The sequence below is a fragment of the Bordetella genomosp. 8 genome, from assembly GCF_002119685.1.
Classification (GTDB): domain Bacteria; phylum Pseudomonadota; class Gammaproteobacteria; order Burkholderiales; family Burkholderiaceae_B; genus Bordetella_C.
Window position 1 is genome coordinate 3,040,063 of sequence record NZ_CP021108.1, and the last position, 25,353, is coordinate 3,065,415.

Here is a 25,353-nt window from a genome sequence, read left to right on the forward strand (position 1 = left end):
CGCGTATCTCCTTAGCGTCCGGTGATCATGGTGCGCAGCGTGCGCGGCACCAGGGCCACCATGACGACGTGCAGCAGTACGAATGCCACCAGCAGCGCCATGGCGACGAAGTGGATGACACGCGCCGTGTCATAGCCTCCCAACAAGGCACGAAGAGGCCCGAACTGCACCGGTTTCCAGATCGACAGCCCGGAGAGGACCAGCATCACCAGGTCCAGCACGATCAACAGATAGGCGACACGTTGGACGTGGTTGTAGTGACGCGGATCCGCGTGCGACAGCCGCCCGCGCAAGGCGGCGAACAGGTCCTGCACGACACCCCGTGGCGACAAGGGGAAGAAGCGCCGCGCCATCCTGCCGGTGGCGATGTTCATCACCAGGTAGAACACGCCGTTGGCGAACAGGAGCCACATGAACGCGAAGTGCCACTGCAGCGCGCCACCCAGCCAGCCACCCAGCGTGTAGCCGTCGGGAAAACTGAAATCGAAAATCGGCGAAGCGTTGTAGATACGCCAGCCGCTCATCACCATGACGATAACGGCGAGCACGTTGATCCAATGCGTGACCCGTAACCAGCCGGGTTGGACAGGGCGGTCTGCTTGCTTCGGCAGGTCAGCGGGGCTGGCCGTCGTGTTCATGGGCGTTTCCTTTTAACCCAGCGGTTGGACACATGATCTCCCGGCACAGCGCGCCAAGTCATCACGAAAACTTTAACTTTCGACGGCATCTTCGTTGTCGGAGAGGCGCTAATGCGAAGGCTTCAGAAACGCCAGCGCGGGTCGCAGCATTCCTTCGAGCTGCGCACGCTCAGGCCGGCTACGCGCCATCACCCGTATTCCGATATGCACGGCGACCAGCAGGCGCGCCATATCCCGCGCGGGCAGGGCGCGGTCTATCGTGCCGTCTTTTTGCCCGGCTTGAACGCAGCGATGGAAGAAGGACTCGACTCGCGCAAGCACCAGGCTCACCACCTGACGGAATTCTTCGTCGTGTGGGGCCATTTCCAAGGCCGAGTTGATCAACATGCAACCCTTGCGCTCGGCATCCTGTAGCGAACGTTCGACGATTTCCTTGAAAAAAGCCTCGATGGCTTCCCTGGGCGCCAGGGTGCCCTCGAATCGACTGAGGCGATCCTCGAAGCTGCGATCGACATAGTGTTCGAGGACGCGGCGGAAAAGGGCTCTTTTGTCGCCGAAGGCGTTGTAAATACTGGCGACGCTCATGCCCATTTCACCGGCCAGGTCCTTGATCGATGTCGCCTCGAAGCCGAACTGCCAGAAATGCAGCATGGCCGCATTCAGCACTTCGTCATCATCGAATTCCCGGGGCCGCGCCATATATACACACTCGTCTGCTCGAACTGTTCGGCATTTTAGAGTGACCAATCTAAAATGCAACCTGTTAGCCATGAGGGCGTAGCGCTGGCGATCCAGCCAGGGCTACGCCGTCCTGAATCAGCTTGCGGCCGGCGGGAAGTCGAGCGTGGTGGCGTTCACGCGGTTGAACAAGTTGGTGAAAGTGATGCTGGTGATGGCCAGCATCACGTCGACGATCTGCGCGTCGCTGTAGCCGGCGCTGCGAACGTCCTGGACGGCCTCGACCGGCACGGGTCCGCGAGTTTCGACCAGCGTCCGTGCGAACGACGACAGCGCATCCAGCTTGGCGTCGCCCGACGGTTGGCCGCGCCGCAGCGCCGTCATCGCACCAGGCGTGATGCCGTTCATCTTGCCGATCATGGTGTGCGCAGCCAGGCAGTAATCGCACTTGGCGGCGTCGCTGACGACCAGCTTCACGGCTTCGATTTCACGGCCGCCGAGGCTGCCTTTCTTGAGCGCGGCATCCAGGTTGAGCGCGGCCTCCAGGGCGTGCGGGCTGTTGCTGCCGATGCCGACATAGGCGTTGGGGACCATGCCGACGGCGCCCTTGATGGCGGCATAGATCTGGGCAGCGTGGCCGGTGGCTTCAGCGGCGGGAACGAAATTGAGGTTGTTCATGGTGATACTCCAGTCAGGTGAATCGGCAGATCACGGATCGATCAGCGGGCCGCATCCTCAATTGCCTTGGTCAGGCCGGCGGGATCGGTCAGGAAGGGCGTGTGGCCGGTCTGCAGGGTGGTCTCGCTGCGCACCGGAGTGGCCTGCACCATCCTGGCCTGGTACGCCGGGCTGATGACCTGGTCCTTGGCGGTGTGCACGTAGACCTTGTCGACCTGGCCGAAGCGGGCCTCGGTCAGGTGCACGGGCGTTGCCAGCGGCGCCAGGGGCTCATCCAGGATCAAGCCAGGAATGGCGGCGCGAAGTTGCGGCGATCCATCGTTGGCGAACAGGTCGGCACGCGCGGCGTAGTTCACGACCGCGATGCCTTGGTCTTTCTTGATCTGCAGTTGCGGGCCGATCTTCGCATCGGCGTCCTGGCCGGCCATCGAGACCAGCGAGTCGCCGTCGCGGGGAAGGTAGGCGGCTACGTAGACCAGCGTCTTGACCTTCTTGGGCGCCGCTTCGGCGACGGCCGAGATGGTGATGCCGCCGAAGCTGTGACCCACCAGGACCGCCGGGCTCTTGGTCTTGGTCAGGGCCTTGATGACCGTGTCACGATAAAGATCCAGGCTGACCTTGTCGGGCGCCGCCGGATTGCCGGGCCGGCCGGGCAGGTCGACGGCCACGACGGGGTATCCGTCCGCCTTCAGCTTCGCCTCGACGCCTTGCCACACTTTGGCGTCCTCGAAGGCGCCGTGAACCAGGGCGATGGTCGGCTTGGCCGGGTGGGCGGCCGTCTTATCTGCAGCCATTGCAGAAACTCCGAAAACCGATGCGGATAAAGCCAGGATTGCGATAGAAGTTTTCATTTTTTGCCTCGTGTCGTGGATAATCAAGTGATTGAACGCAGGCAAATCATAGGAGTCGCAGCAATGTCTGACCATGTCGAGGACGCCGGATTACATGCTCCAAAATCCGAATCGCGATCCGATGCGAAGCCCGGCTATGGCATGAGCGCCGCACGAAGCGACGTGCTGTCCGAGGTGCTGAAACTGATACGCCTGCGTGGCGACCTGGTCTATACGGCGCATCTGGGCGCGCCTTGGGGCATCCGGTACATGGCCGGCCCGTCCCACTTTCATTTCGTGGCAGAGGGCGCCGGGTGGGTTGTCCCGCTCGGCGGAGAGCCCATCCGGGTCGATGCGGGCGACCTGGTCCTGCTGCCGCACGGTCGCGGCCATACGGTCGTCGATACGCTGGACACGCCGCCGGAGGCCATCGACGTACTTGCCGTGAACGGCTTCAATCGCGACGACCTGACATTGCGCGCCGGGGGCGCCGGTGCGCAGACCAGGATGGTAGGGGGCTTTTTCAGTTTCGAGGGCAGTGTCCTGCCAGCCGTTGCTTCGGCTTTGCCCACCGTGGTCCATATACCGCGCGGCGAAGCAGGTACGCCGCCGTGGCTGGCCGCCATTTCGCACTTCCTGGTCGACGAAGCGCGCGTGCCGAATCCCGGCTCGTCATTGATGATTTCGCGCTTGATCGACTTGCTGGTGGTCCGTGCACTACGCAGTTGGGCCGCCGGGCAGACGCAGCGAACAGGCTGGCTCGCCGGGTTGGGGGAAGAACGCATCAGCCGGGCACTGACGGCGATGCACGCCGATCCCTTCCGTCGCTGGACCGTGAACGACCTGGCGGAAATCGCGTTGATGTCGCGGTCGATATTCGCGCAGCGCTTCGCGGCAACCGTCGGCGAGCCGCCGTTGCACTACCTGGCGCGATGGCGGTTGACCATCGCGGCGGATCTGCTGCGCAGCGGCGGTATGAAGGTCACCGAGGCCGCGCAGCACGTGGGCTATGCGTCGGACGCGGCGTTCAGCCGCGCGTTCAAGGCCTTGTTCGGCTACGCGCCCAGCGAAGCGCGCGGGCAGAAGGAATGAAGGTGTGCGGCGGGATTCACGCTTTCCCGTACTTTCCCTCCGCCGAGGATCATTGCAGGGTCGCGTTCGCCTTGGCGTTCAATTTGGTCTTGAACAGCCAGTCACGGTAGTCGTCCAGGTCGCCGTCGAAGGGCTCGACCTTGCCGTCGGCCACGATGACGAATTGGTCTGTGGTGGCACGCAGCAGGTGGCGGTCGTGCGACACCAGCACCAATGTGCCTTCGAACTGCGCCAGCGCAAGCGTAAGCGCTTCGCGGGTTTCCAGGTCCAGGTGGTTGGTGGGTTCGTCCAGCAACAGCAGGTTAGGGCGCTGCCACACGATAAGCGCCAAGGCCAGACGGGCTTTCTCTCCGCCGGAGAACGGCGCAATGCTGCTGGTCGCCATCGCACCCGCGAAGTTGAAGCCACCCAGGAAATTGCGCAGCTCCTGTTCGCGCACGCCCGGGGCCAGCTTGACCATATGCCACAACGGCGATTCATCGTGCCGCAGCATCTCGACCTGATGCTGGGCGAAATAGCCGATCGACAGGCCCTTGCCGAAGATCGCCTCACCGCCTAGCGCCCGCAATTCACCGGCGATGGTCTTGATGAAGGTGGACTTGCCCGCGCCGTTCACGCCCAGCAGCCCGATACGCTGGCCGCCTTGCAGCGAAAAATTGATGCCGTCGATAATGATCTTGTCGGCCCCGCCGTCGTGCACGGCCGGGTACCCGGCCTTGACGTCGTCCATGCGCAGCAAGGGATCGGGCGTACGCTGTGGTTCGCGAAATTCGAACGAGAATTCCGCGGCGGCCCGCAGAGGCGCCAGCTCTTCCATCTTCGCCAGCGCCTTGATGCGGCTTTGCGCCTGGCGCGCCTTCGATGCCTGTGCCTTGAAGCGATTGATAAACGACTGCAGATGCGCGCGCTGACGCAACTGCTTTTCCATGGCGCCCTGCGCCAGTTCCAGTTGCGCGGCGCGCTGGCGTTCGAAGGCGGAATAATTACCCGCGTAGCGCTTCAATTTGCGCTCGTCCACATGGACCACCACGTTGACCACTTCGTCCAGGAAGTCCCGGTCATGCGAAATGACGAGCAAGGTGCCCGGATAACGCTTCAGCCAGTCCTCCAGCCATAGAATCGCGTCCAGGTCCAGGTGGTTGGTGGGCTCGTCCAGCAACAGCAATTCGGACGGGCACATGAGCGCCTGCGCCAGGTTCAGCCGCATCCGCCATCCACCCGAAAAACTGGTCAGGGGCTCGTCCATCTGCGCGAGCGAAAATCCCAGGCCGGTCAGCAGTTGTTCCGCGCGCGACCGGGCGGTGTACGCGTCGGCATCCGCCAAGGCACCATACAGTTCACCGATGAGCAGGCCGTTTTCGGCGGTGTCTGGCGCGGCTTCCGCATCGGCCAGCTGCGCTTCCAGGCGGCGCAGCGCAACGTCGCCATCGATTGCATAGTCGATGGCCGACCGCGCCAGCGCCGGCGTTTCCTGCGCCACGTAGGCCACGCGCCAGTTCGGCGGATAGCTCAGATCGCCCTGGTCGGCGTGCAGCTCGCCGCGAAGCAGGGCAAACAGGCTGGACTTGCCGGCGCCATTGGCACCGATAAGTCCGATTTTGTCGCCGGGGTTGAGGATGAGGTCGACTTTGTCCAGCAAGGGCTTTACGCCTCTTGCCAGCGAGACTTGCTGAAAACGGATCATGCGGGAAGGGCCGCGACGGCCATAGGGATGTGGTGCCGCAAACCGGCGGGCGCCAGAATAACCGATGTGCCGTCCAGGCCTGGCCATAGGCGCCCGATTCCACAACTTTACATAATATACATTATGCGGATGATGAAGGGATCGATGCGCCCTTGGGTTCGCCGTCATCCGACCTGCCATCGGTCGTGTCCAGCTTCACCTCCCGGGCTTGCGGGTCGTACCAGACTTTGGCGGAGGCGCCGGCTGCGATCGTGCCGGACAGCAGCGCCGTCGCCAGTTTCGATTCGACTTCAGTCCGCACTTTGCGCTTGAGCATGCGCGCGCCGAACTCGGGGTCGTAGCCGACTTCGGCCAGGTGTTCCAGGACACTGGAATCGAAGGTCAGCGTCACGCCTTGCAGGGACGCCATGTCGGCGACGCGGCGCAGTTGCAGCTCCACGATGGCGCGGATGTTTTGTCGGTCCAGCGCGTGGAAGACCACGACCTCGTCCACGCGATTCAGGAACTCCGGCCTGAAATGGCGGCGCAAGAGCTCCATCAGCCGGTCGCGCAGCGCCGGATAATCCAGCTGTTCGCGCTCGTTGGCGACAAGATTGCGCTGGATGACTTCAGAGCCCAGATTGCTGGTGGCGATGATGATGGTGTTGGTGAAATCCACCACCCGTCCCTTGCCGTCGGTAAGCCTTCCTTCGTCGAACAGTTGCAGCAGGATGTTGTGCACCTCCGGATGCGCTTTCTCGATCTCGTCCAGCAGCACGACGCAGTATGGCTGGCGCCGCACGCGCTCCGTCAGTTGGCCGCCCTCGTCATAACCGACATAGCCCGGAGGCGCGCCGACCAGGCGAGCCACGGTATGGCGCTCGCCGTATTCGGTCATGTCGATGCGCACCAGGGCTTCCTCGCGCCCGTAGACCGTGGATGCCAGGGCCTTGGCCAGCTCCGTCTTGCCGACGCCGGTAGGACCCAGGAACAGAAAGGTGGCCGTCGGCTTGCCGACTTCCTTCAGGCCCGCGCGCGCCAGCCGTACGGCTTCGCTGACGGCGCGCACCGCCTCTTCCTGGCCGACCACGCGCTCGCGCAGGCGGTCTTCCAGCTGCAGGAGTTTCTCACGGTCCTGGGTTGTCAGTTCCGATACCGGGATCCCGGTCAGCGATGCCACGATCTGCGCGATATGTTCGGCGGTCACTTGCGGCGTGCTCGTGCCGCGCTGCTTCTTCCATTTGGCGGTTTCGTCGTTCAGCCTTTTTTCTTCTTCGTCGATGCGCTGGCCCAGCTGTTTGGCCTTGTCGTACTGCTTGGCCGTGCCGGCCGCGTCCTGCTCCTGGCGCAGTCGCCGGATGGCGTTCTCCGATTCCTGCAGCGCCGTGGGCCGCGAACTGGCGCCGATTCTCACTCGCGCCGCGGCCTGGTCGATCAGGTCCAGGGCTTTGTCGGGCTGGAAACGGTTGGTGATATAGCGGTCGGCCAGCCTGGCCGCGGCGACGATGGCCTCGTCCAGGATCTTCACCTTGTGGTGCGCCTCGAAGCGGTCGCGCAGCCCGCGCAGGATCTCGATGGTTTCATCCAGGCTGGGCTCCGGCACGGTCACCGGCTGGAAGCGGCGCTCCAGGGCCGCGTCCTTTTCGATGTGCTTCTGGTATTCGTTGAAGGTGGTCGCGCCTATCAGATGCAATTCACCGCGCGCCAGCGCGGGCTTGAAGACGTTGGCGATGTCCAGGCCGCCCTCGCCCCCGCTCTGCCCCGCCCCCATGATGGTATGCAGTTCGTCGATGAAAAGAATAAGGTCCTGCTGGTTGGCGATGACCTCTTCCAGCAACTGCTGCACACGTTCCTCGAATTCGCCGCGGTAGCGCGAGCCCGCCACCATGCTGTTGATGTTGAGCTCGACCACGCGCTTGCCGCGCAGCACTTCCGGCACCTGGTCCTGCACGATGCGCTGCGCCAGGCCTTCGACGATGGCGGTCTTGCCCACGCCGGGCTCTCCTATCAGCACGGGGTTGTTCTTCTTGCGCCGGGCCAGGACTTCTATCGTCGTTTCGATTTCCTCGGCCCGGCCGATCACCGGGTCCAGCTTGCCTTGCCGCGCCAGCGCGGTCAGGTCGCGCGCGAACTTGTCCAGTACGGGCGTGGCGCTGCGCTCCTTGAGCTTGCCCTCTTCCGCGCCCTGCCCCACCAGCTTGACGACTTTCTGGCGCAGCGATTGGGGCGTCAGGCCCAGCCTGCGCAGGGTTTCGCCGGCGGCGCCGTCTTCTTCCTCGACCAGGCCGATCAGCAGGTGTTCGGGACCGATGTAGCTGTGACCCAGTTCACGCGAAGCGACGAACGCCAGCTGGAGCGCACCCTTGGCGCGCGGCGAGACGCCGACCTGGATTTCGCCGTCCTCCTGGCGCAGGTCGCCGCGCGGGGCATTCTCCTGGACTTCGGACTTGAGGCCCTCGACCGACAGCTTCAGGTCGCGCAGGATGGCCTGGACGATTTCATCGTCGGCCAGTGCAAGCAGCAGGTGTTCGGTGTCGACTTCGTCCTTGCCGAAGCTCACCGCCTTTTCGGCGGCGGCATGCAGCGTGTTCCTTGCGCTTTCGTTCAGGAACGAGGTCAGGTCGACCTCCTCGCGAGAGCGCGCCTCGCGGCGCGGGACGGCGCCGGACGGCGTGCGGCGCTGGCCACCGCCGCGCGCGCCGGTAGGCGCGGTGTCGTCGAAAAGCTGGTCCAGCAGACCGCCATGAAAAAGCATTTCCAGTGGCGACATGGCCCTGCCCCGCTGCCTGAGCATGCGGGCCCTAAGTTCGGCATAAGGATCTTCCATTGCGTTCTCCGGTCGTTGAGCCGTCGGGCAAGCGCGTAGCGCAACTGCAGGGTGCAGCTGCGGCCGCGGCTGCGGGCCGCGCAGCATTTCTCTTGCCGACTATCTGGCGGAGCAACCCAAAAGGCTACCCGCCCGGACCGGTGGTGCATCCGCCGAGAAAGACGGCTGCCTGTCCGCCGTCGAGCAGAAATTCCAATCGGCTCTCGCCCTACACGATCGACCGCATGTGGCGGAAACTACCGGCCCTGCGTACCTTCACGACGCCGCACGAAGTCCGCAAAAGCGTCCGAGTCCAGCGGACGACTGATCAGATAGCCCTGGATCGAGTCGCACCCGGTGGCCTTCAGCTCATCGGCCTGGCGCTGGCACTCGACGCCTTCCGCGATGGTTTTCATGCCCAGCGAACGAGCGAGAACGACGATGCCCCGGATGATCGCCAGGGCCCTCTCCGACTCCATCAGCGCTCGAACAAAGGACCTGTCGATCTTGATCGTATCGATATGCAGCCGGAACAGATAGCTGAGACTGGAGTATCCGGCGCCGAAGTCGTCCAGCGATGTGTGGACGCCGGCCTGCTTCAGCGCTGCAAGAACCGAGGTCGCTTTTTCGATATCGCTCATCAGGGAGTCTTCGGTAATCTCGACGTCCAGCATCGCGGGGGAAACGTCGTACTCCTTCGCGATATGGAGAATCCTGTCTATCAGCCCCATACCGAGCAATTGCCGAGGCGACAGGTTGAGGCTGATCCGAGGTACGGACACCCCCATCCCGCGCCATGCAGCGATATGCCGGCAGACCGCACGGATCAGCCATTCGGTCAGAGCGCCTTCATGGGGCGATTCGAGCAATACATCGAGGAATGCGTAAGGCGTCAGCAAGCCCCGTTCAGGATGGCGCCAGCGCAGAAGCGCCTCGGCACCGATCAGGGAGCCATCCGCGTATGCCATCTGAGGCTGGAAATGGAGTTCGAACTGGTTCGCCGCGAATGCCTCGGGGAGATCGATCCGCAAGGCCAGGCGGTCACGCATGCCCCGGTCCAGTGCCGCATCGTACGTGCGCACCTGGAGCCCACCGGACGATTTCGCTGCATACATGGCTCTATCGGCATGGCTCAGCAAGGACTCGGCCGAAGTACTTGCCTGTCCCAGCAGCGCAATGCCGATGCTGGCCGACAGGGAGATGGCTCTTCCACAGGCTTCGAACGGCGCCGCGAGCACATTGAGCACCGCATGCGCGAACGCTGTTGCCGCGCATGCGGTGGTGTCACGCAGTAGGAGAACGAACTCGTCGCCCCCTACCCGCGCGGCGAAGAAAGAAGGTTCCTGGATTGCCGACAGCCTTTTCGCAAAGCCGCGCAGCAGCTCATCGCCGACGGCATGGCCGAACGCGTCGTTCACTTCCTTGAAGTGGTCCAGGTCGATGAACAGCACAGCCAAAGTGCCGCCATCGTCAAGGCCCGGCGAGCCAGGCATGGCGACCGCGTGCGACAGTTCTTCCATGCACTTGCGTCGATTCGCCAGCCCAGTCAGATAGTCGTGACTGGCTTCGAATTCCAACTGTGCCGCGTGTTCGTATTCGCGAGTAACGTCACGGAAGAGCACGGTAATGCCATCGTCGTGATGGAATGAGCGCGCCTCGAACCACGCGTCGAGCGGTGCGTAATAGCCGGTGTAGCGGCCGGGGCGTCCGGTTTCGGCGGTCTGATGGTAGATACGGTGGTAGCCGGAACCCACCAGGTCCGGGTAACACTGCCATATGTCGCGGCCGAGCAAGTGCTTCCGCTCCCGCCGCAAATATCGTTCTGCCGTCTCGTTGAGATAGGTGAAGCGCCACGATCTGTCTATCGACATGAATCCGTCGCTCAAGCTATCGAGCATGTCACCAAGGTGAGCCGATGCAGCCTGTCGGGCGCCGACATCTGTCGGTAGGGGAAGACGAGAGGCAGTCTGTCGTTCCATTTTCTGCGTCTTGTATTCGAGTAAACCCAGAGTCATCTACCGTGGGCCACTGCATTTTAATCGCCTACAAAGGCTTCAACTCCGGTGGACGTTGCAGATCCGGCGCCGCAGCGGCCAGGATGTCGGCGCGATTGCCGTTGAGCGGCGGATAGATGCGCTGCTGGTTGATGACCTGCTTGGTGGCCTTGGCTTGCGCGCCTTTGGCGACCACGAGCCGGTCCCAGCCCTGTGCATAGACCGCGCCGGCCGGCCCGAGATCGATGATATTCGTGTACCAGTCGATGTCCAGGGCCAGCATCTCCAGCCCGAAGAGCTCGCAGACGGCGTTATGTCCGGCGTACCTGCCCATGGGGCGCGCGTGCTGGCAGGACATCACGGACGTATGCTCGCCGTCGATCAACGCATGAGCAACATCGCCGGCGGCGAATACGTCCGGCACGCCGCGCACCCGCATGAAGGGATCGACATGGACGCGCCCCTGGGCATCGCGCCTGGCCGCGAGGCAGGCGGTCAGGTCGCTGGCCCGCATGCCGCCGCACCAGGCGACCGTGGCGGCGTCGATGCGCTTGCCGTTGGACAACGTGACGCCATCGGGGTCCAGGCCTGCCACCGACACGCCTGTCAGCGGTTCTATCCCCAGATCGCGGCAGGCCTGCTCGATGACCGGCTGCGCGCCGCCCAGATGGCCGCCGATGCTCACGCCGCGGTCCATCAGGATGACGCGGACCGGTGCTTCGGCGTCCGCATGGCCGCCCGCGCGTGCCGCCTGGCGCAAGCGCCGCGGCAGCTCGCAGGCCAGTTCTATCCCCGTAGCGCCGGAGCCCACGACGACGGCGGTATAGCGCCCGGGCCGCGGCGGCATGGCCGCCAGGGACTCGATGTGGCGCTGCAGGCGCAGCGCGCCGGCATAGGTGTCGACATCGAACGAACAGGCATCCGCGCCGGGTATCGAGGGGCGCACCAAGTGGCTGCCGCTGGCCAGGATGAGCTTGTGGTATGGGCATGGCTGGTCGCCCTGGCCTGTCCGCACCTGCACCGAACGTTGCTCCGTATCGATGCGGATGGCTTCGCCGACCAGCAGATCCACCCCTATGGGTTCCAGCACCGCTCGCAGCGGCACCCGGGTGGATTCCAGGTCATCTTCGTAGTTGCGCACGCGTATGCTGTGCTGATCGTCGATGTTCACCAGGGTGATGTGTGGCGCCTTACCCAGCCGGTCCGCCGTGCGGGCGGCACCGGCGGCGCTCCAGAGGCCGGCGAAGCCGCCGCCTATGACGAGTATGCGTTGCATGTCCGGCTCCTTGGATGATGGCGCGCCATGCCCGGATCGCCGGCGCCGTTGGTCCGCGGCCGCCGTAGCAGGGTCCGCCCTGGCGAGTCGCGGTGTTGTACCGGTTTTACCTATCCCTTGTCATCATGCTTTTGGCGCCCGTTGTCCGTACTCTGCGGATGAGCAGGTACGCGGCGCTTCACTTTCCGCGCACGCCGTCCCGGACATGAGCCAGGAATGCCTTGCACGCGTCCGGCAATATCCGTCCCGCCAGTGTCTGGACTTCGAAGTGCCGTTCGTTCATCTCGCGGTCGCGCAGCGGGATGGCGATGATGCCGCCGCCGCCCAGGCGTCCGCGGATGGCCAGTTCTCCGCAGAACGCCACGCCGCCGCCCGCGCGGGCGAAACTGATCAGCGCGTCGATGTGCTGGCTGACGAATACCGGTTCGCACCTGAGTTGCTGGCGGCTGCAGCTGATGTCGAACAGCTGCCTGAGCGTCGAATCATGGCCCGGCAGCGCCAGCGGATAAGCCGCCAGTTGGGACAACGACAGGCTGCGCTTGCTGGCGAACGGATGTTCGCGGCTCATCACCGCCAATACGGGCGCCGGTGTGCGCAATTCGACGCGGATGTCGCGTTCCGACGTCAGGCTCAGCGTCAATCCGATGTCCGCCTCCCCGTCGCGGACGCGGCGCGGTATCTCCTGCTGCGAACAGACATCCAGGGAGAACCGTATGCCCGCGTAGTTTTCGCGGAAGCTGGCGATCAGTGACGGGAGGAAGTCATAGGCATAGCCTTCCGTGCTGACCAGACGCACTTTGCCTTGACGCAGCCCCCGCAGGGCCATGATGTCGCCAGCAACGCGATCCACATCCTGCTGCATGCGCCTGGCGTGGGCGGCAAGGACTTCGCCCGCGGCATTGAGCGCCATGCCGCGCGCGCGGCGCTCGAACAACAGCGTGTTCAGCTCCCGCTCCAGCCGGGCGATCTGCCGGCTGACCGCCGATGGCGCCACGTCCAGGCGTTCCGCCGCTTCCGTGATGGAGCCGGCGCGCACGACTTCGAGAAAATAGCGCAGCGCCGTGCCCTGGAGGACCTGGTTGTTCATGGATGCCCCTTATGGATTGCTTTTATGGCAATGCAGAATTCTAACCATTGATATTGCTGCATGGCTGTATCCACCCCTAGCATTAGCGTGTTTCAGTGTCATTTCGACTCCGCCGCCCGTCCCATGAACGTCCCTGACGCCCCTGACGCACTTCACCGCCAGACCCTGCAGTCGCTGCGTGAAGCGATGCCCCTGCTCTGGACCCGCCCCGCGCGCGCGACGACGGCGGACGCATCCACCTGGACGCTGGACGACGTACGTCACGCAAGCGACCGGTTCCAGCGCTTCGCGCCGCTGCTGGCGCTGCTGTTTCCCGAACTGGCGCCAGCAGAGGGCGCGATCGAATCGCCGCTGCTGCGCGCCGAAGGCATGCAGGCGGCGCTGCGCTGGCCGCGCGCCATGGGCAAACTCTGGATAAAAGCCGACCACGACCTGCCGGTGGCCGGATCCATCAAGGCCCGTGGCGGACTGCATGAAGTGCTGGAATACGCCGAGACCTTGGCCCGGCGCGAGGGCTTGCTCCAGGCCGGACAGGATTATCGCGTCCTCGCCGAACCCGCGGCGCGGGCGTGCTTCGCCGGCCATCGGGTCGCCGTCGGCTCGACCGGCAACCTGGGGTTGGCGATCGGCGTGATCGCATCGGCGCTGGGTTTCCAGGCCGCGGTCCATATGTCGGCCGATGCCAAGAAATGGAAGAAAGCGCGCTTGCGCGCCCGCGGGGTGACGGTGGTCGAGCATGCGGGCGACTACCAAAAAGCCGTCGCCGCCGGCCGGGCGGAGATGCGGGACGACCCGCGAGGCTACTTCGTCGACGACGAGCGCTCGCCATCATTGTTCCTGGGTTATGCGGCGGCCGCCCTGCATTTGCGCGAGCAACTGCGGGTCGCGGGCATCACCGTGGACGACGCGCACCCGCTTTTTGTTTATCTGCCCTGTGGCGTGGGTGGCGCGCCCGCCGGCATCGCCTTCGGCCTGAAGGAAATCTTCGGTCCGCACGTCCATTGTTTTTTTGCCGAGCCGACCCAATCGCCCTGCTTTCTGGTTCGCATGATGGCCGGCTCGGGCCAATTGCCGGATGCGCCGGCGGCGCCGTCGATCTACGACGTCGGCCTCAATAACCTTACCGAGGCGGACGGGCTGGCGGTCCCGCGCGCGTCCGAACTCGCGGCCGCGGTGATGGCAACCCGGCTGGACGGCGTCTATACCGTCGCGGACGACAGGCTGTTTGCGGATCTCGCGCGGCTCTACGACAGCGAAGGGCTGCGGATCGAACCGTCCGCGGCCGCGGGATTCAGCGGGCCGGATCAGCTGTTTACGTCGGCGGCCGGCCAGGCGTATCTGCATACCCACGGATTGGCCCCGGCAATGGGCGACGCGACGCATCTCGTCTGGACGACCGGAGGACGCTTCGTGCCGCCGGAAGAATTCGATCGTTTCCTGAGCCGCGGCAGGTCAAGCGCGGCCGACAACTAGAACGGCTTTTTGCCTCTTCCATCCACCTACCGTCCTTCCACGGATCCCACCATGAACATCCGCTCCTTGTCTCTCGCGGCCTGCCTGTCCCTGCCCTGCCTGATGGCCGCCGGCGCGCCTGCCGCGGCCCAGACGACCTATCCCAACCATCCGATCAACCTGGTCGTGCCCTTCCCGCCCGGCGGCGCCACCGATGTCGGCGGCCGCGTGATCGCGCAGGCGCTCGCCAAGCAGCTGGGCCAGAGCGTGATCGTCGAAAACCGCGCCGGTGCCGGAACTGTCATTGGCGCGGCCTACGTCGCCCGGTCGGCGCCCGATGGCTACACCTTGCTGGTCACGTCGGGAACGACCTTCACCATCAATCCCGCCGTGCGGAAAGAACTGCCCTATGACCCCGTCAAGAGTTTCGAGCCCGTGGGGATCGTCGCGCGCACCGGGCTCATACTGCTGGCGAATCCGAAGGTGCCGGTCACGGACATGAAGTCCTTCCTGGCCTATGTGAAAGACCCAGAGCACGCCGCCACGCCCTACGGTTCCTTCGGCAGCGGCACCACCGCCAACTTCGTCGGCGAGGCCTTCGCGTCGGCGGCCGGCATCAAGATGACGCACGTGCCGTACAAGGGCAGCGCGCCCGCCATGGCCGACCTGATCGGTGGCCAGATTCCGTTTTCCGTCGATACGGTGGCGGCGGCGCTGCCGCAGCTCAAGACCGGCAAGGTCAAGGCCATCGCGGTATCGAGCCCGCAACGATCGACGTTCCTGCCGGACGTCCCCACCTTCGCCGAGTCCGGGTTTCCGCAGGTGGCCATGGATACCTGGCTGATGGTGGCGGCGCCGCGCGGCCTGCCCACCGACGTGCGGACCAAGCTGGGCAAGGCACTCGCCGACGTGGTGGCCAACCCCGAGGTGCAAAAGAACCTGCTGGCGCTGGGCTTCGAGCCGGGCTTCGAGGACGCGGCGCAAGGCGAGGCCCTGATCAAGAAGGAACTGCCGCAGATGCGCGAGATCGCCGAGCGCGCGCACATCACCGCCGATTGAAGCCGCGGCGCCCGACAGGGTGCCGCCCTCGCCCTGACATCCGACACGTATCGCCCTTATATCGTCCTTATGACATCCCCCGATTCCATCGTTTCCCTTTCCGCCGTGGCGTTGCGCCGCCTGATCGGCGCGCGCCAGTTGTCCCCGGTCGAATTGCTGCAGGCTTGTATCGAGCGCATCGAAGCCGTCAACCCCTGGGTCAACGCCGTCACGGCCACCGCGTTCGAGCAGGCGCGTATTCAGGCCCGCGCGGCGGAACGCGCGGTCATGCAGGGTGAACCGCTGGGGCTGCTGCACGGGCTGCCGCTGGGCGTCAAGGACCTGGAGCCGACGGCGGGCCTGCTGACGACCTACGGTTCGGCGATCTATCGCGGCCACGTGCCGGAACAGGACGTGGAGCTGGTCGCCCGCCTGCGCCGCGCCGGCGCCATCGTGACGGCCAAGACCAACGTCCCGGAAATGGGCGCGGGCGCCAATTCGCGCAATACCGTGTGGGGCGCGACCGGCAATCCCTTCGATCCCAATCTGAACGCGGGCGGATCGTCGGGCGGGTCCGCGGCCGCGCTGGCCACCGACATGCTGCCGATATGCACGGGATCGGATACCGGCGGATCGCTGCGCATACCCGCCGCGAAATGCGGCGTGGTGGGGTTCCGGCCGTCGCCGGGCGTGGTGCCCAGCGTACGCAAGCTGCTGGGCTGGACGCCGATTTCCGTGGTGGGCCCCATGGGCCGCACCGTCGCCGACGCCTGCCTGCAGCTCGCGGCGACCGCGGGCATGCACGCCGGCGATCCGCTCAGCTATCCGCTGGACCCGTTGTCCTTCCTGACGCCTGGCCTGGTCGATCCCGGCACGCTGCGGGTGGCGTATACGGAAGACTTCGGCGTGTGCGCGGTCGACGACGGCATCCGCGCCGTGTTTCGCGAGAAGATCGCCGCCATGCGCCATCTGTTCGCCGCCTGCGATCCCGTCGACATCGACCTGGGCGATGCGCATCGCTGCTTCGACGTGCTGCGTGCCGAAGCCTTCGTCGCCGGCGTGGGTGACGCTTATGAGAAGGACCCGGACAGCCTGGGACCGAACACGCGCGCCAACTACGAACTCGGCGCGGCGATGAGCCTGAAGGACAGTGCCTGGGCGCAAGCGGAGCAGACGCGCCTGGTCAAGCGCTTCCAGCAGCTGTACGAGGACTACGACCTGATCCTGTCGCCGACCACGCCGGTGTCGCCCTTCCCCTGGACGAAGCTGTACGCGGAAGCCATCAACGGCGAACGCCAGGAGAACTACTACCGCTGGCTGGCCCTGACCTATGTGATCACACTGACCACGCATCCGGCGATCACCCTGCCCTGCGGACGCGACCATCGCGGCATGCCTTTCGGCCTGCAGGTCGTCGGCCGCTTCCGGGGCGACCATGCCTTGCTGGGCGCGGCGCAGGGCATGGAATCGGCCTTCGACAGGATCGAGACCCTGCGGCGGCCCCTGCCCGATCTGGCGGCCCTGGGACCGGCGAACCCGGAACTGCGGTCCATCGTGACCACGCCGCCCCTGTTGGAAGGCGCCGGCGCGGCAAGCAGCATGTCGGCGGTGTAGACGCGATGAAATACGATGCCATCGTGTTGGGCGCCGGCATGGTCGGCGTCTGCGCGGCCATCCATCTGCAGCAGCGGGGCCGCGCCGTGGCGCTGGTCGACCGCAAGGCCCCAGGCAGCGAGACATCCTACGGCAATGGCGGCCTGATCCAGCGCGAGGGCTTCTACCCCTACGCGTTTCCCCGGGGCCTGGGCGCGCTGCTGAGATACGCCGGCAACCGGGCGCCGGACGTGCGCTATCACTTCGGCGCGCTGGCCAGGCAGGTGCCCTTCCTGTATCGCTACTGGCGGCATTCGCATCCGGTGCGCCACGCGGCGATCGCGGCCCGCTACGCCGCGCTGATCGAGCAGTGCATCGCCGAACATCGCGTCCTGGCCGCGGATGCCGGCGCGCAGGGATTGATCCGGTCGACCGGCTGGGTCAAGGTGTTTCGCCGCGCCGCCTTGCGCGATGCCGAGTTCCGCGTGGCCGAGCGCTGGCGCGACGAATTCGGCGTGGCCTTCGAGACGCTGGATGCCGACGACCTGCGGCGCATGGAGCCGGCGCTCAAGCCCGTCCTGGCGGGCGGCCTGCGCTATACGGACGCGCAGTCGGTGTCGGATCCGCAAGCCCTGGTGACCGCATACGCACGCCGCTTCGAAGCCCTGGGCGGCCACGTTCTGGTCGGCGATGCGGCGACGCTGCGCGACGGATGGCGGGTGGATACCGATCGAGGACTCGTCGAGGCGCCCACCGCGGTGGTCGCGCTGGGTCCCTGGTCGGACCTGGTGACAAGAAAACTGGGCTACCGGCTGCCGCTTGCGGTCAAGCGCGGCTACCACATGCATTTCACGGCCGAGGGCGGCGCGCGGCTGAACCATCCCGTGCTCGATGCGGAGAACGGTTTCCTGATCACGCCGATGTCCCGTGGCATACGTCTGACGACCGGTGCGGAGTTCGCCATGCGCGATGCGCCGCCCACGCCGCGGCAGCTGGCCGCCGTCGAACCCTTGGCGCGCGACCTGTTTCCGCTCGGACAGCCCGTGGAAGCGGCGCCCTGGATGGGTAGCCGGCCGTGCACACCGGACATGATGCCCGTCGTCGGCCCGGCGCCCCGGCACCACGGGCTCTGGTTCGACTTCGGCCACGCCCATCATGGCTACACGCTGGGGCCGGTCACCGGGCGCCTGGTGGCCGAGATGATGACCGGCGAAAGGCCATTCGTCGATCCAACGCCATTCCGCGTGGAACGGCTGTTGTAGCGTCGGCCGCACGGCGGGATCGCCCCGCCCCTGCACGGACGTCAACGCCGGTGGGCATCGCAGGTCCGGCGCCGCGGGGCCAGGGATAATGGCGCGCTATCCGCGCGTCCTGAACGGCTAACATTCGTAGCGGATATCAGCCGCCCACCCCGTTGCCCAATGACTTCTCCAACCACGGAAGCACCTCCCCTCGCCCCGCCCGTTCCGCCTTCACCACCGCAGCGCTCGCCACTATGGCTGCTCGCGCTTATCACCTTGACGGGTACGCTGGCCATGCACATCTTCGTGCCCGCGCTTCCGTCGGCCGCGCTGGACCTGGGCGCAAGCACGTCTTCGGTACAGCGCACGCTGAGCTTCTACATCATCGGGCTGGCGATCGGCCAGCTCATATACGGACCGATATCCGATCGCTATGGCCGTCGCCCGGTGCTGCTGTTCGGCATGGTGCTGTACGCGGCCTCATGCATCGCCGCGCTCGTGGCGCCGACCATCGACTCGCTCATCGCGGCGCGGCTCTTCCAGGCGCTGGGTGGCTGTACCGGACTGGTATTGGGGCGGGCCATCATCCGTGACAGCGTCGCGGGCGACGACGCCGCGAAACGGCTGTCGATGCTGAACCTCATCATCATGGCGGGCCCGGGCCTTTCCCCGCTTATCGGTTCGGCACTGACGGAAACCCTGGGTTGGCGCTCCATTTTCGCCGTGCTTTCGGTGTTCGCGGTGCTGAACGTCATTTTCGTTTTCCTGAGGCTGAAGGAAACCGTGCGCGGCACGCGGCGCGGGACGGCCGCGGTCCTGCACAATTATCTGCAATTGCTGCGATCGAAGCGCTTCGTCGGCTATGCCTTCGGCGGCGGCTGCGCGACGACGTCCCTCTATGCCTTTATCGGGGCGGCTCCCTTTATCTACGTGAATCAGCTTCATCGCCCGGCTCACGAAGTGGGTTACTACCTCGCCCTGAATATCCTCGGCGTCTGGTTCGGCAACCTTACCGCCATCAAGCTGCTGGGCCGGATTCCGGTGGCGCGGCTGATGGTGGCCGGCAATGCATTGAGCTGTCTCGGCGCGGCGGTGTTCTTCGTATCCGCCGTGTCGGGAAGCCTGTCCATGGCCCTCACCGTGGGCCCGATGCTGCTCCTGACCTACGGCGCGGGCATTGCGTCGCCGACCGCAATGGCGCAAGCCTTGAACGTCAATCCGGCGGTCAGCGGATCTTCGTCGGGCCTTTATGGCTTCTCGCAAATGGCCATAGGCGCCGCCTGCACCGCGCTGGCGGGCATAGGCAGCGATCCCGCTGTCGCCGCGGGCGCCACCCTGCTGGCCGCCGGCCTGCTTTCCCAGCTCGCGTTCTGGGCCGCCAAGCGGGCCGGATAAGGCGCATTCCGGGCGGACTTCGATGTGCGCCGCCAGAGGAATCGCCTATGCGCGCATAGGAAAGCCATATTTGTCCTGTGCGATCCCCTTCCCTAGGATGAAGCCCGCTTGCGCAATACGTGGTGGCGCGCCTGCTGGGCAAGCGCATGGGCAGCGAGCCCGGCCTGTACAAGCAGCTGCCTTACGACGCGGCGCGGAATTACACCTATGTCGCCCCGGTCGTCGACACGCCGTTCGTGCTGCTCGCCAATAAGGACGCGCCCTACAAGACGCTGACCCGGCTGATTGCCGCGGCCAAGGCGGCGCCGGCCTTCCCGCCAGCTAGGCTTTGCTACGCATACTTGTCCGATGGCACGGGCCTAGAACGCGCGCTTCAAAACCTTTTCCATGGAGCATTTTCCCGGAGATGTCTGGCCTACCGCGGCGAATGTTTCCTTCACGGACAGATCCACCCGGCTGATCTGGTACGCGGGCCCGTTGCCATACCGCTCATAAACAAAAGCTACGGTCGACGCCGAAAAAGTGGCCGGTAGACGGTAAACAAAATTCGAGCCCGAGTCTTCGAATATGACGGACTGGGTCTGTTCATCGATGGTCACCTTGAACGGATACTTCCGGGTAGGCCTGTCGACGATGCACTCAAGATATACCGGGGCCTGCGCCGCGACTAACATATTCATCTCCTATTGGTTGTTCGATCCAGGCCATGGATCGGAGCTTGCAAAAGTCAATGACGCCCGTTGTTGACGCAGCCGGCAATTCCACCGAGCCGCGTGGAAACGAATTACTCAAGCAGAGCGATGTTAGCCTGGATCGAGCCGACTGCTCGACCCCTGTACCGCGCCGGAATCTGGATAGGCTTTTCTAGGCATACTTGCCCACCAACCCGCCGTCTACTACGAGTTCCGTACCGGTGATGTAGGAGGCTTCGTCCGAGGCCAGGAAAGCGATGGCGTTGGCGACTTCCCACGGGCTGCCCATGCGGCCCATGGGTACCTGGCGATCGCGGGCGCGGCTGGCGGCCTGGGCATCGGCCGGGTCGAACATGCGGCCCACCGTGTGACGCACGCGCGGCGTGTCGATCAGGCCGGGAATGACGGTATTGGCGCGGATGCCGTCGGCGGCGTATTGCTGCGCCAGCATGCGGGCGAAATGGATGACGGCGGCCTTGGTCACGCTGTACGCGAGGTGCGGATAGCCGGTGTAGCGTATGCCGGCGACGGAAGACACGGTGACGATGGCGCCGCCCCCCTGCGCCTTCATGATGGGCGCCACCAGGCTGCTGGCGATCAGCAGGCTGGTCACGTTGACGCGCTGGATGCGCTCCCACTCCTCCACGCTGATATCGCCCGGGCCGCCCACCTTGCCTATGCCGGCATTGGCCTGCAGGATGTCGATGCGGCCAAATTCCGCCATGGCGCTGGCCACGGCCTGGCGCATCGCCGCTTCGTCGCCGACGTCGGCACACAGAGGCAAGGCGATACCGCCGGCATGCGCGACTTCCTGCGCGGCATCCTCCGCCGCCGCCGCGTCGCGGTCCAGCGCGATGATGCGGGCGCCCTGCCGCGCCAGGGTGACGCAACTGGCCTTGCCTATGCTCCAGCCCGGCCCGCTGGCCCCCGCGCCGGCCACCAGCGCCACCTTGCCCGCCAGGCGCGCCGTCATGCCGCCTGCCCCAGGCCGACCGTCATGCCGCCGCAGACATAGAGCACCTGCCCCGTGATGAAGCCGGCGCGGTCGTCCAGCAGCGAAGCCACCGCATGCGCGACATCCTCGGGTTGCCCCATGCGCCGCACCGGGATGTTGTCGATGATGCGTTGCGTGGCCGGCGCACCCGGCGGATTGACGCGCGTGAACAGCTCGGTGGCGATCGGTCCCGGACCGATGGCATTGACCGTCACGCCATACGCGCCCATCTCCAGCGCCCACGTACGCGTCATTCCCAGCAGCCCCGCCTTGGTCGCCGCGTAGACGCTACGTTCGGCCTTGCCCAGCGCGGCGCGGCTGGCGATATTCACCACCCGGCCGAAACGCGCCGCCCGCATGCCCGGCAACAGCCCCTGCAGCAACAGCAGCGGCGCCTGCAGATTCAGGGCGCTGACTGCCGCCAGGTCTTCCGGCGTGGCGTCCTGCAAAGGCGCCGGCCGCACGATGCCGGCGTTATTCACGAGGCGCAGCACCGGCGTCACCGCCGCCAGTTCCGCCACGGCCTGGCGGGTCGCCGCCGCATCGCCCAGGTCGACCGCCACATGCGTCTCGCCCGGCAGCGTTTCCGGCGGCGCGCGCAGATCGAAATTGATCACCCGCGCGCCTTCCGCCAACAGACGCCGTACCACCGCGCGCCCTATTCCCTGGCTGCCGCCCGTGACCAGGACGTCGCGGACCGTTTCCTTGGCTTGTTTCATCGCCATGGTCCGTCACTCCCGCGCCTGATGGCTCTTGCCCTTGCCCACATAGGGAATGGCATGGTCGATGGTGTCCCAGATGAACCGGCCGGAAGGGCTTTCCTGCTCCTCGGCCACGTGCGCCACCAGGCCGGCGGCACGCGAGATCACGGCGAAACCGCGCATCAGCGCGGTGGGGATGCCCAGTTCGCCCAGCAAGGCCGCCACCGCGCCCGTGGCGTTGATGGTGATGTGGCGTCCCGCCACCTCGTCCACCGCGGCGGCCAGCGTGCGCAGGGCGCGCACCGAGGTGCCCGCCAGTTCCGGCTCCGCGTCGGCCAGGTCCAGCAGCTTGATCGCGCGCGGGTCGTCGGGCTTGTGCAGATGATGGCCGAAGCCCGGCATGGCGCGCTTCTCCGCGCGATGGGCCCGCGCGATGTCCAGCGCCTCGGCGCGCGGATCGGCGGCATCCTTGATGCGGTCCAGCAGGCGCGAGCAGTTCTCCATGGTGCCGACGAAGGAACTGCCCACGGCCATCAGGCCGGCCGCCACCGCCCCCTGCAGGTTTTCCGGCGCGCTCATATAGATCAGCCGGGTGGCGATGGCGCTGGGGGTCAGGCCATGCTCCATCAAGGTCACCAGCACCGCATCGACGATGCGCAGGTCGACCGGACGCGCCTTGCGTCCCGTGATCTGCATGAACAGCACCTCGGTGAATGTGGTCTTGCCGATCAGGTCCTCGACCAGGTCGGCATCGCGATAGGACATGCCGGTGAGATGATGCGCGCACAGCCGGGTGACGGGGCCGGTGCCCTTGTCGCGGTCCGCGCCGTTCGATGAACCAGTCATGCGATCTCCTTGAGGGCGGCGTCGCGCACCGCGTTCTTGAGCACCTTGCCCACCGACGATCGGGGCAGGCTCTCGTAGACATGAATCTGCTTGGGGGTATGGACCGGTCCCAGCAGCCCGCGCACATGCAGCTTGAGCGCTTCGGCATCGATGACGGCGCCGGCGCGCGGCTGCACGGCGGCATGCACGGCTTCGCCCCATTTGTCGTCGGGTACGCCGAACACCGAGCACTCGTGCACGTCGGGGTGCGAGATCAAGGCGTTCTCCACGTCGACCGGATACACGTTGAAGCCGCCCGTGATGACGACGTCGCGCAGACGATCCTTGAGGAACAGGTAGCCGCGTTCATCCACCAGGCCGGTATCGCCGGTGCGCAGCCAGCCGTCGACCAGGGTTTCGGCGGTTTTCTCCGGCAGGCGCCAATAGCCCTTCATGACCAGGTCGCCGCGCACGGCCACCTCGCCGATCTCGCCGGTGGCGACGGGCTGGCCATCCGGCCCCAGGATCGCCAGGTCCGACAGCCATGTGACGCGACCGACCGAACCCAGGTTGGCGGGGTCCTCGAAATCGGCCGGGCGCATCAGGGTGACGATCTGCGGAGCCTCGGTCTGGCCGTAGGTGGTGCCGAGCACGGGGCCGAAGAACGCGCGCGCCTGTTCGAACTTGCCCACGGGCATGGGGGCGCCGCCGTAGATCAGATTACGCAATTGCGGGAAGTCGGCGCGCGACACGCCATCCTGCGCCATGATCATGTAGATCAGGGTGGGCGGCATGAAACTGAGCGTGCCGCCGCGTTCGCGGAAGGCGGCGGTGATGGTGGCGGGGCTGGCCTGGTCGAGCAGCAGCAAGGCGCCGCCCTGGGCCAGCAGCGGTAGCAGGTAGGTGCCCGTCCCGTGGGTAATGGGCGCGGCCACCACGTAGCGGTCCTGCGGTCCCAGGCCCCAGCCGTTGATCTGGTTGATGATGCCGGCGTTCCACGCGCGCGCCGGCTGCATCACGCCCTTGGGCAGGCCGGTGGTACCGCCGGTGAACTTGATGGCCTGCACCGCGTCGCGATCCATCGGGTAGACGTCAGGCGCCGCGCCGGCATGGCGGGCCAACAAGGCGGACAGCGCGTATTCGGTCGAGTGCCCAACGGCTGCCTCATCCAGCCGGATGCGGCGCGCGACGATCGACGTGCCGACCAGGGGCGCGCCGACGGCATCGAGCGCGATGATGGACGGTTCGGTCGCCTCCAGGATGCGGCCGATCTCGGTGGGGGTGCTGCGGTAGTTCAGGGGCACCCAGATCTTGCCCGCCGCCAGCGTGGCCAGCAGCGCCAGGATATGTTCGGCCGTATTGCCGGCGCAGATGGCGACGCGGGTCTGCGGTGCGGGATCGAAGGCCTGCATCGCCGCGGCCAGGGCACGCACACGATCCGCCAGGTCAGCGTACGACATGCGCCCGTCCGGCCCGTCCAGCGCCGTATTACCAGGATAGCGCTGCGCCGCGCGGAAAAAGAAATCGATGGGGTACACCAGACACTCCTTGAATACAGGCGGCCACAACACGTGCAACCGGTCCCCGGTCACTCAGCCTTCAAATTCGCCGTCTTCACGACCTTGGCCCACTTCTCCGTCTCCGCGGCGATAAACCTGCCGAAAGCCTTGGGCGTGTTGTCCTCGGGCGGCAGCACGAACCCGCTCTTCTCGTACACCGCCCGCAGGTCGGCATCCTGCAAGGCCTTGTTCAACGCCGTATTCAGCCGCTCGATCACCGCCGGCGGCGTGCCGGCCGGCGCCATCAGCCCGAACCACGACTGCACCGAAAAGCCGGGCAAGCCCGACTCCGCCAACGTCGGCACATCCGGCGCGAAAGACACGCGCTGCAGCGAAGTCACCCCCAGCGCGCGGAGCTTCCCGGCCCGCACATGAGGCAAGGAAGACGGCATGTTGTCGAACATCGAATCGACCTGCCCGCCCAGCAGATCCGCCACCGCCGGACCGCTACCGCGATACGGCACGTGCAGGATGTCGGTGCCGGTCTCCATCTTGAACAGCTCGCAGGAAAGATGGATGGACGACCCGCTGCCCGACGACGCGCAGGTCAGCTTGCCCGGATGGGCCTTGGCGTAGGCGATGTATTCCTTGACGGTATTGATCGGCATCTTGGGATTGACCACCAGGATGTTGGGCACGGAGGCCATCATGCCCACGGGCGCGAAGTCCTTGTTCACGTCGTAGTTGAGCTTGCTGTACAGCGTCATGTTGATCGTGTTGGCGATCGAACCGACGTAGAGCATGTAGCCGTCCGGCGCGGCGCGCGTCACGGTTTCCGCGCCGATATTGCTGTTGGCGCCGGTGCGGTTTTCTACCACGAAGGTCTGCCCCAATTCCTGCGTCAGGGACTTGGCCAGCAGCCGCGCCACGATGTCGGTGGCGCCGCCGGCGGCATAGCCGACGACCATGGTCACGGGATGGCTGGGGTATTTGGACGGGGTTTGCGTCTGGGCCTGGGCCAGCGTGGCAAGGCCCAGGCTCATCGCGCCACCCAGCACGACGGCCGTCAGCGCACGCGTGCAGCGTGTAAGCATCATTTTTCCTGTCTCCGTATATTTGTCTAAATTTTGGACAATTCTGTGCTTGCCTCGACGTATGATGCTTCCACACAGGAAGACCGC

General features: G+C 65.6%; 21 protein-coding genes. 7 read left to right on the top strand and 14 right to left on the bottom strand.

Annotated elements, in window-relative coordinates; genetic code table 11:
- Positions 1–11: 11 nt before the first annotated feature.
- The 4 genes from CAL12_RS13850 to CAL12_RS13865 all read right to left on the bottom strand — a co-directional run bounded on the left by CAL12_RS13850 (position 12) and on the right by CAL12_RS13865 (position 2,788).
- Complete coding sequence (locus tag CAL12_RS13850; RefSeq protein ID WP_086064975.1) at positions 12–638, bottom strand: cytochrome b/b6 domain-containing protein; 627 nt, start codon at positions 636–638, stop codon at positions 12–14.
- Between the two features lie 108 nt (positions 639–746).
- Positions 747–1,385, bottom strand: coding sequence for a TetR/AcrR family transcriptional regulator (locus CAL12_RS13855; RefSeq protein ID WP_420042776.1), 639 nt, complete (start codon positions 1,383–1,385; stop codon positions 747–749).
- A 69-nt stretch (positions 1,386–1,454) separates the two neighbouring features.
- Complete coding sequence (locus CAL12_RS13860) at positions 1,455–1,994, bottom strand: carboxymuconolactone decarboxylase family protein (protein ID WP_086064977.1); 540 nt, start codon at positions 1,992–1,994, stop codon at positions 1,455–1,457.
- Positions 1,995–2,035: 41 nt separating this feature from the next.
- Positions 2,036–2,788 carry an alpha/beta fold hydrolase gene (locus CAL12_RS13865; protein WP_232464803.1) on the bottom strand — a complete coding sequence of 251 codons (753 nt, stop codon included), beginning with the start codon at positions 2,786–2,788 and terminating at the stop codon, positions 2,036–2,038.
- Positions 2,789–2,908: 120 nt separating this feature from the next.
- On the opposite strand from CAL12_RS13865, the gene CAL12_RS13870 reads away from it, so the two are divergent.
- A complete protein-coding gene (locus CAL12_RS13870) occupies positions 2,909–3,916 on the top strand; it encodes an AraC family transcriptional regulator (protein ID WP_232464804.1) in 1,008 nt (335 codons plus the stop codon).
- A 49-nt stretch (positions 3,917–3,965) separates the two neighbouring features.
- On the opposite strand, the gene CAL12_RS13875 is transcribed toward CAL12_RS13870, so the two are convergent.
- From CAL12_RS13875 to CAL12_RS13895, 5 genes are all read right to left on the bottom strand, one after another.
- Positions 3,966–5,600 carry an ABC-F family ATP-binding cassette domain-containing protein gene (locus CAL12_RS13875; protein WP_086064979.1) on the bottom strand — a complete coding sequence of 545 codons (1,635 nt, stop codon included), beginning with the start codon at positions 5,598–5,600 and terminating at the stop codon, positions 3,966–3,968.
- Positions 5,601–5,721: 121 nt separating this feature from the next.
- Positions 5,722–8,406 (bottom strand): ATP-dependent Clp protease ATP-binding subunit, encoded by a 2,685-nt coding sequence (locus tag CAL12_RS13880; protein ID WP_086064980.1) that lies wholly within the window; start codon positions 8,404–8,406, stop codon positions 5,722–5,724.
- 236 nt (positions 8,407–8,642) lie between these two features.
- Complete coding sequence (locus CAL12_RS13885) at positions 8,643–10,283, bottom strand: putative bifunctional diguanylate cyclase/phosphodiesterase (RefSeq protein ID WP_086067873.1); 1,641 nt, start codon at positions 10,281–10,283, stop codon at positions 8,643–8,645.
- Positions 10,284–10,428: 145 nt separating this feature from the next.
- Positions 10,429–11,655 (bottom strand): NAD(P)/FAD-dependent oxidoreductase, encoded by a 1,227-nt coding sequence (locus CAL12_RS13890; protein ID WP_086064981.1) that lies wholly within the window; start codon positions 11,653–11,655, stop codon positions 10,429–10,431.
- Positions 11,656–11,833: 178 nt separating this feature from the next.
- Entirely contained in the window at positions 11,834–12,742 is a 909-nt protein-coding gene (locus tag CAL12_RS13895; RefSeq protein WP_086064982.1) for a LysR family transcriptional regulator, read from the bottom strand.
- A gap of 123 nt (positions 12,743–12,865) precedes the next feature.
- Between CAL12_RS13895 and CAL12_RS13900 the strand changes: the two genes are divergently transcribed.
- The 6 genes from CAL12_RS13900 to CAL12_RS13925 all read left to right on the top strand — a co-directional run bounded on the left by CAL12_RS13900 (position 12,866) and on the right by CAL12_RS13925 (position 19,994).
- Positions 12,866–14,215, top strand: coding sequence for a D-serine ammonia-lyase (locus tag CAL12_RS13900; RefSeq protein ID WP_086064983.1), 1,350 nt, complete (start codon positions 12,866–12,868; stop codon positions 14,213–14,215).
- 51 nt (positions 14,216–14,266) lie between these two features.
- On the top strand, positions 14,267–15,253 hold the full coding sequence (locus CAL12_RS13905) for a Bug family tripartite tricarboxylate transporter substrate binding protein (protein WP_086064984.1): 987 nt from the start codon (positions 14,267–14,269) through the stop codon (positions 15,251–15,253).
- Between the two features lie 69 nt (positions 15,254–15,322).
- Complete coding sequence (locus CAL12_RS13910; protein WP_086064985.1) at positions 15,323–16,846, top strand: amidase; 1,524 nt, start codon at positions 15,323–15,325, stop codon at positions 16,844–16,846.
- 5 nt (positions 16,847–16,851) lie between these two features.
- On the top strand, positions 16,852–18,087 hold the full coding sequence (locus CAL12_RS13915; RefSeq protein ID WP_086064986.1) for an NAD(P)/FAD-dependent oxidoreductase: 1,236 nt from the start codon (positions 16,852–16,854) through the stop codon (positions 18,085–18,087).
- Between the two features lie 159 nt (positions 18,088–18,246).
- The gene (locus tag CAL12_RS13920) at positions 18,247–19,461 is read left to right on the top strand and encodes a multidrug effflux MFS transporter (protein WP_086064987.1); all 1,215 of its coding nucleotides are present in this window, start codon (positions 18,247–18,249) and stop codon (positions 19,459–19,461) included.
- A 122-nt stretch (positions 19,462–19,583) separates the two neighbouring features.
- Positions 19,584–19,994 (top strand): tripartite tricarboxylate transporter substrate-binding protein, encoded by a 411-nt coding sequence (locus CAL12_RS13925; protein ID WP_157792985.1) that lies wholly within the window; start codon positions 19,584–19,586, stop codon positions 19,992–19,994.
- A gap of 331 nt (positions 19,995–20,325) precedes the next feature.
- Here CAL12_RS13925 and CAL12_RS13930 read toward each other — a convergent pair whose 3' ends face one another.
- Genes CAL12_RS13930 through CAL12_RS13950 form a run of 5 tightly spaced genes read right to left on the bottom strand, consistent with a single transcriptional unit; the run spans position 20,326 to position 25,266 of the window.
- Positions 20,326–21,126 (bottom strand): SDR family NAD(P)-dependent oxidoreductase, encoded by an 801-nt coding sequence (locus CAL12_RS13930; protein WP_086064989.1) that lies wholly within the window; start codon positions 21,124–21,126, stop codon positions 20,326–20,328.
- Positions 21,123–21,872 carry an SDR family oxidoreductase gene (locus CAL12_RS13935; RefSeq protein ID WP_232464805.1) on the bottom strand — a complete coding sequence of 250 codons (750 nt, stop codon included), beginning with the start codon at positions 21,870–21,872 and terminating at the stop codon, positions 21,123–21,125. Before CAL12_RS13935 ends, CAL12_RS13930 begins: the two co-directional genes overlap by 4 nt.
- Before the next feature lie 6 nt (positions 21,873–21,878).
- A complete protein-coding gene (locus CAL12_RS13940) occupies positions 21,879–22,694 on the bottom strand; it encodes a citryl-CoA lyase (RefSeq protein ID WP_086064990.1) in 816 nt (271 codons plus the stop codon).
- On the bottom strand, positions 22,691–24,211 hold the full coding sequence (locus CAL12_RS13945) for a class I adenylate-forming enzyme family protein (RefSeq protein ID WP_086064991.1): 1,521 nt from the start codon (positions 24,209–24,211) through the stop codon (positions 22,691–22,693). Before CAL12_RS13945 ends, CAL12_RS13940 begins: the two co-directional genes overlap by 4 nt.
- A gap of 50 nt (positions 24,212–24,261) precedes the next feature.
- Positions 24,262–25,266 carry a Bug family tripartite tricarboxylate transporter substrate binding protein gene (locus CAL12_RS13950; protein ID WP_086064992.1) on the bottom strand — a complete coding sequence of 335 codons (1,005 nt, stop codon included), beginning with the start codon at positions 25,264–25,266 and terminating at the stop codon, positions 24,262–24,264.
- Between the last annotated feature and the right edge of the window lie 87 nt (positions 25,267–25,353).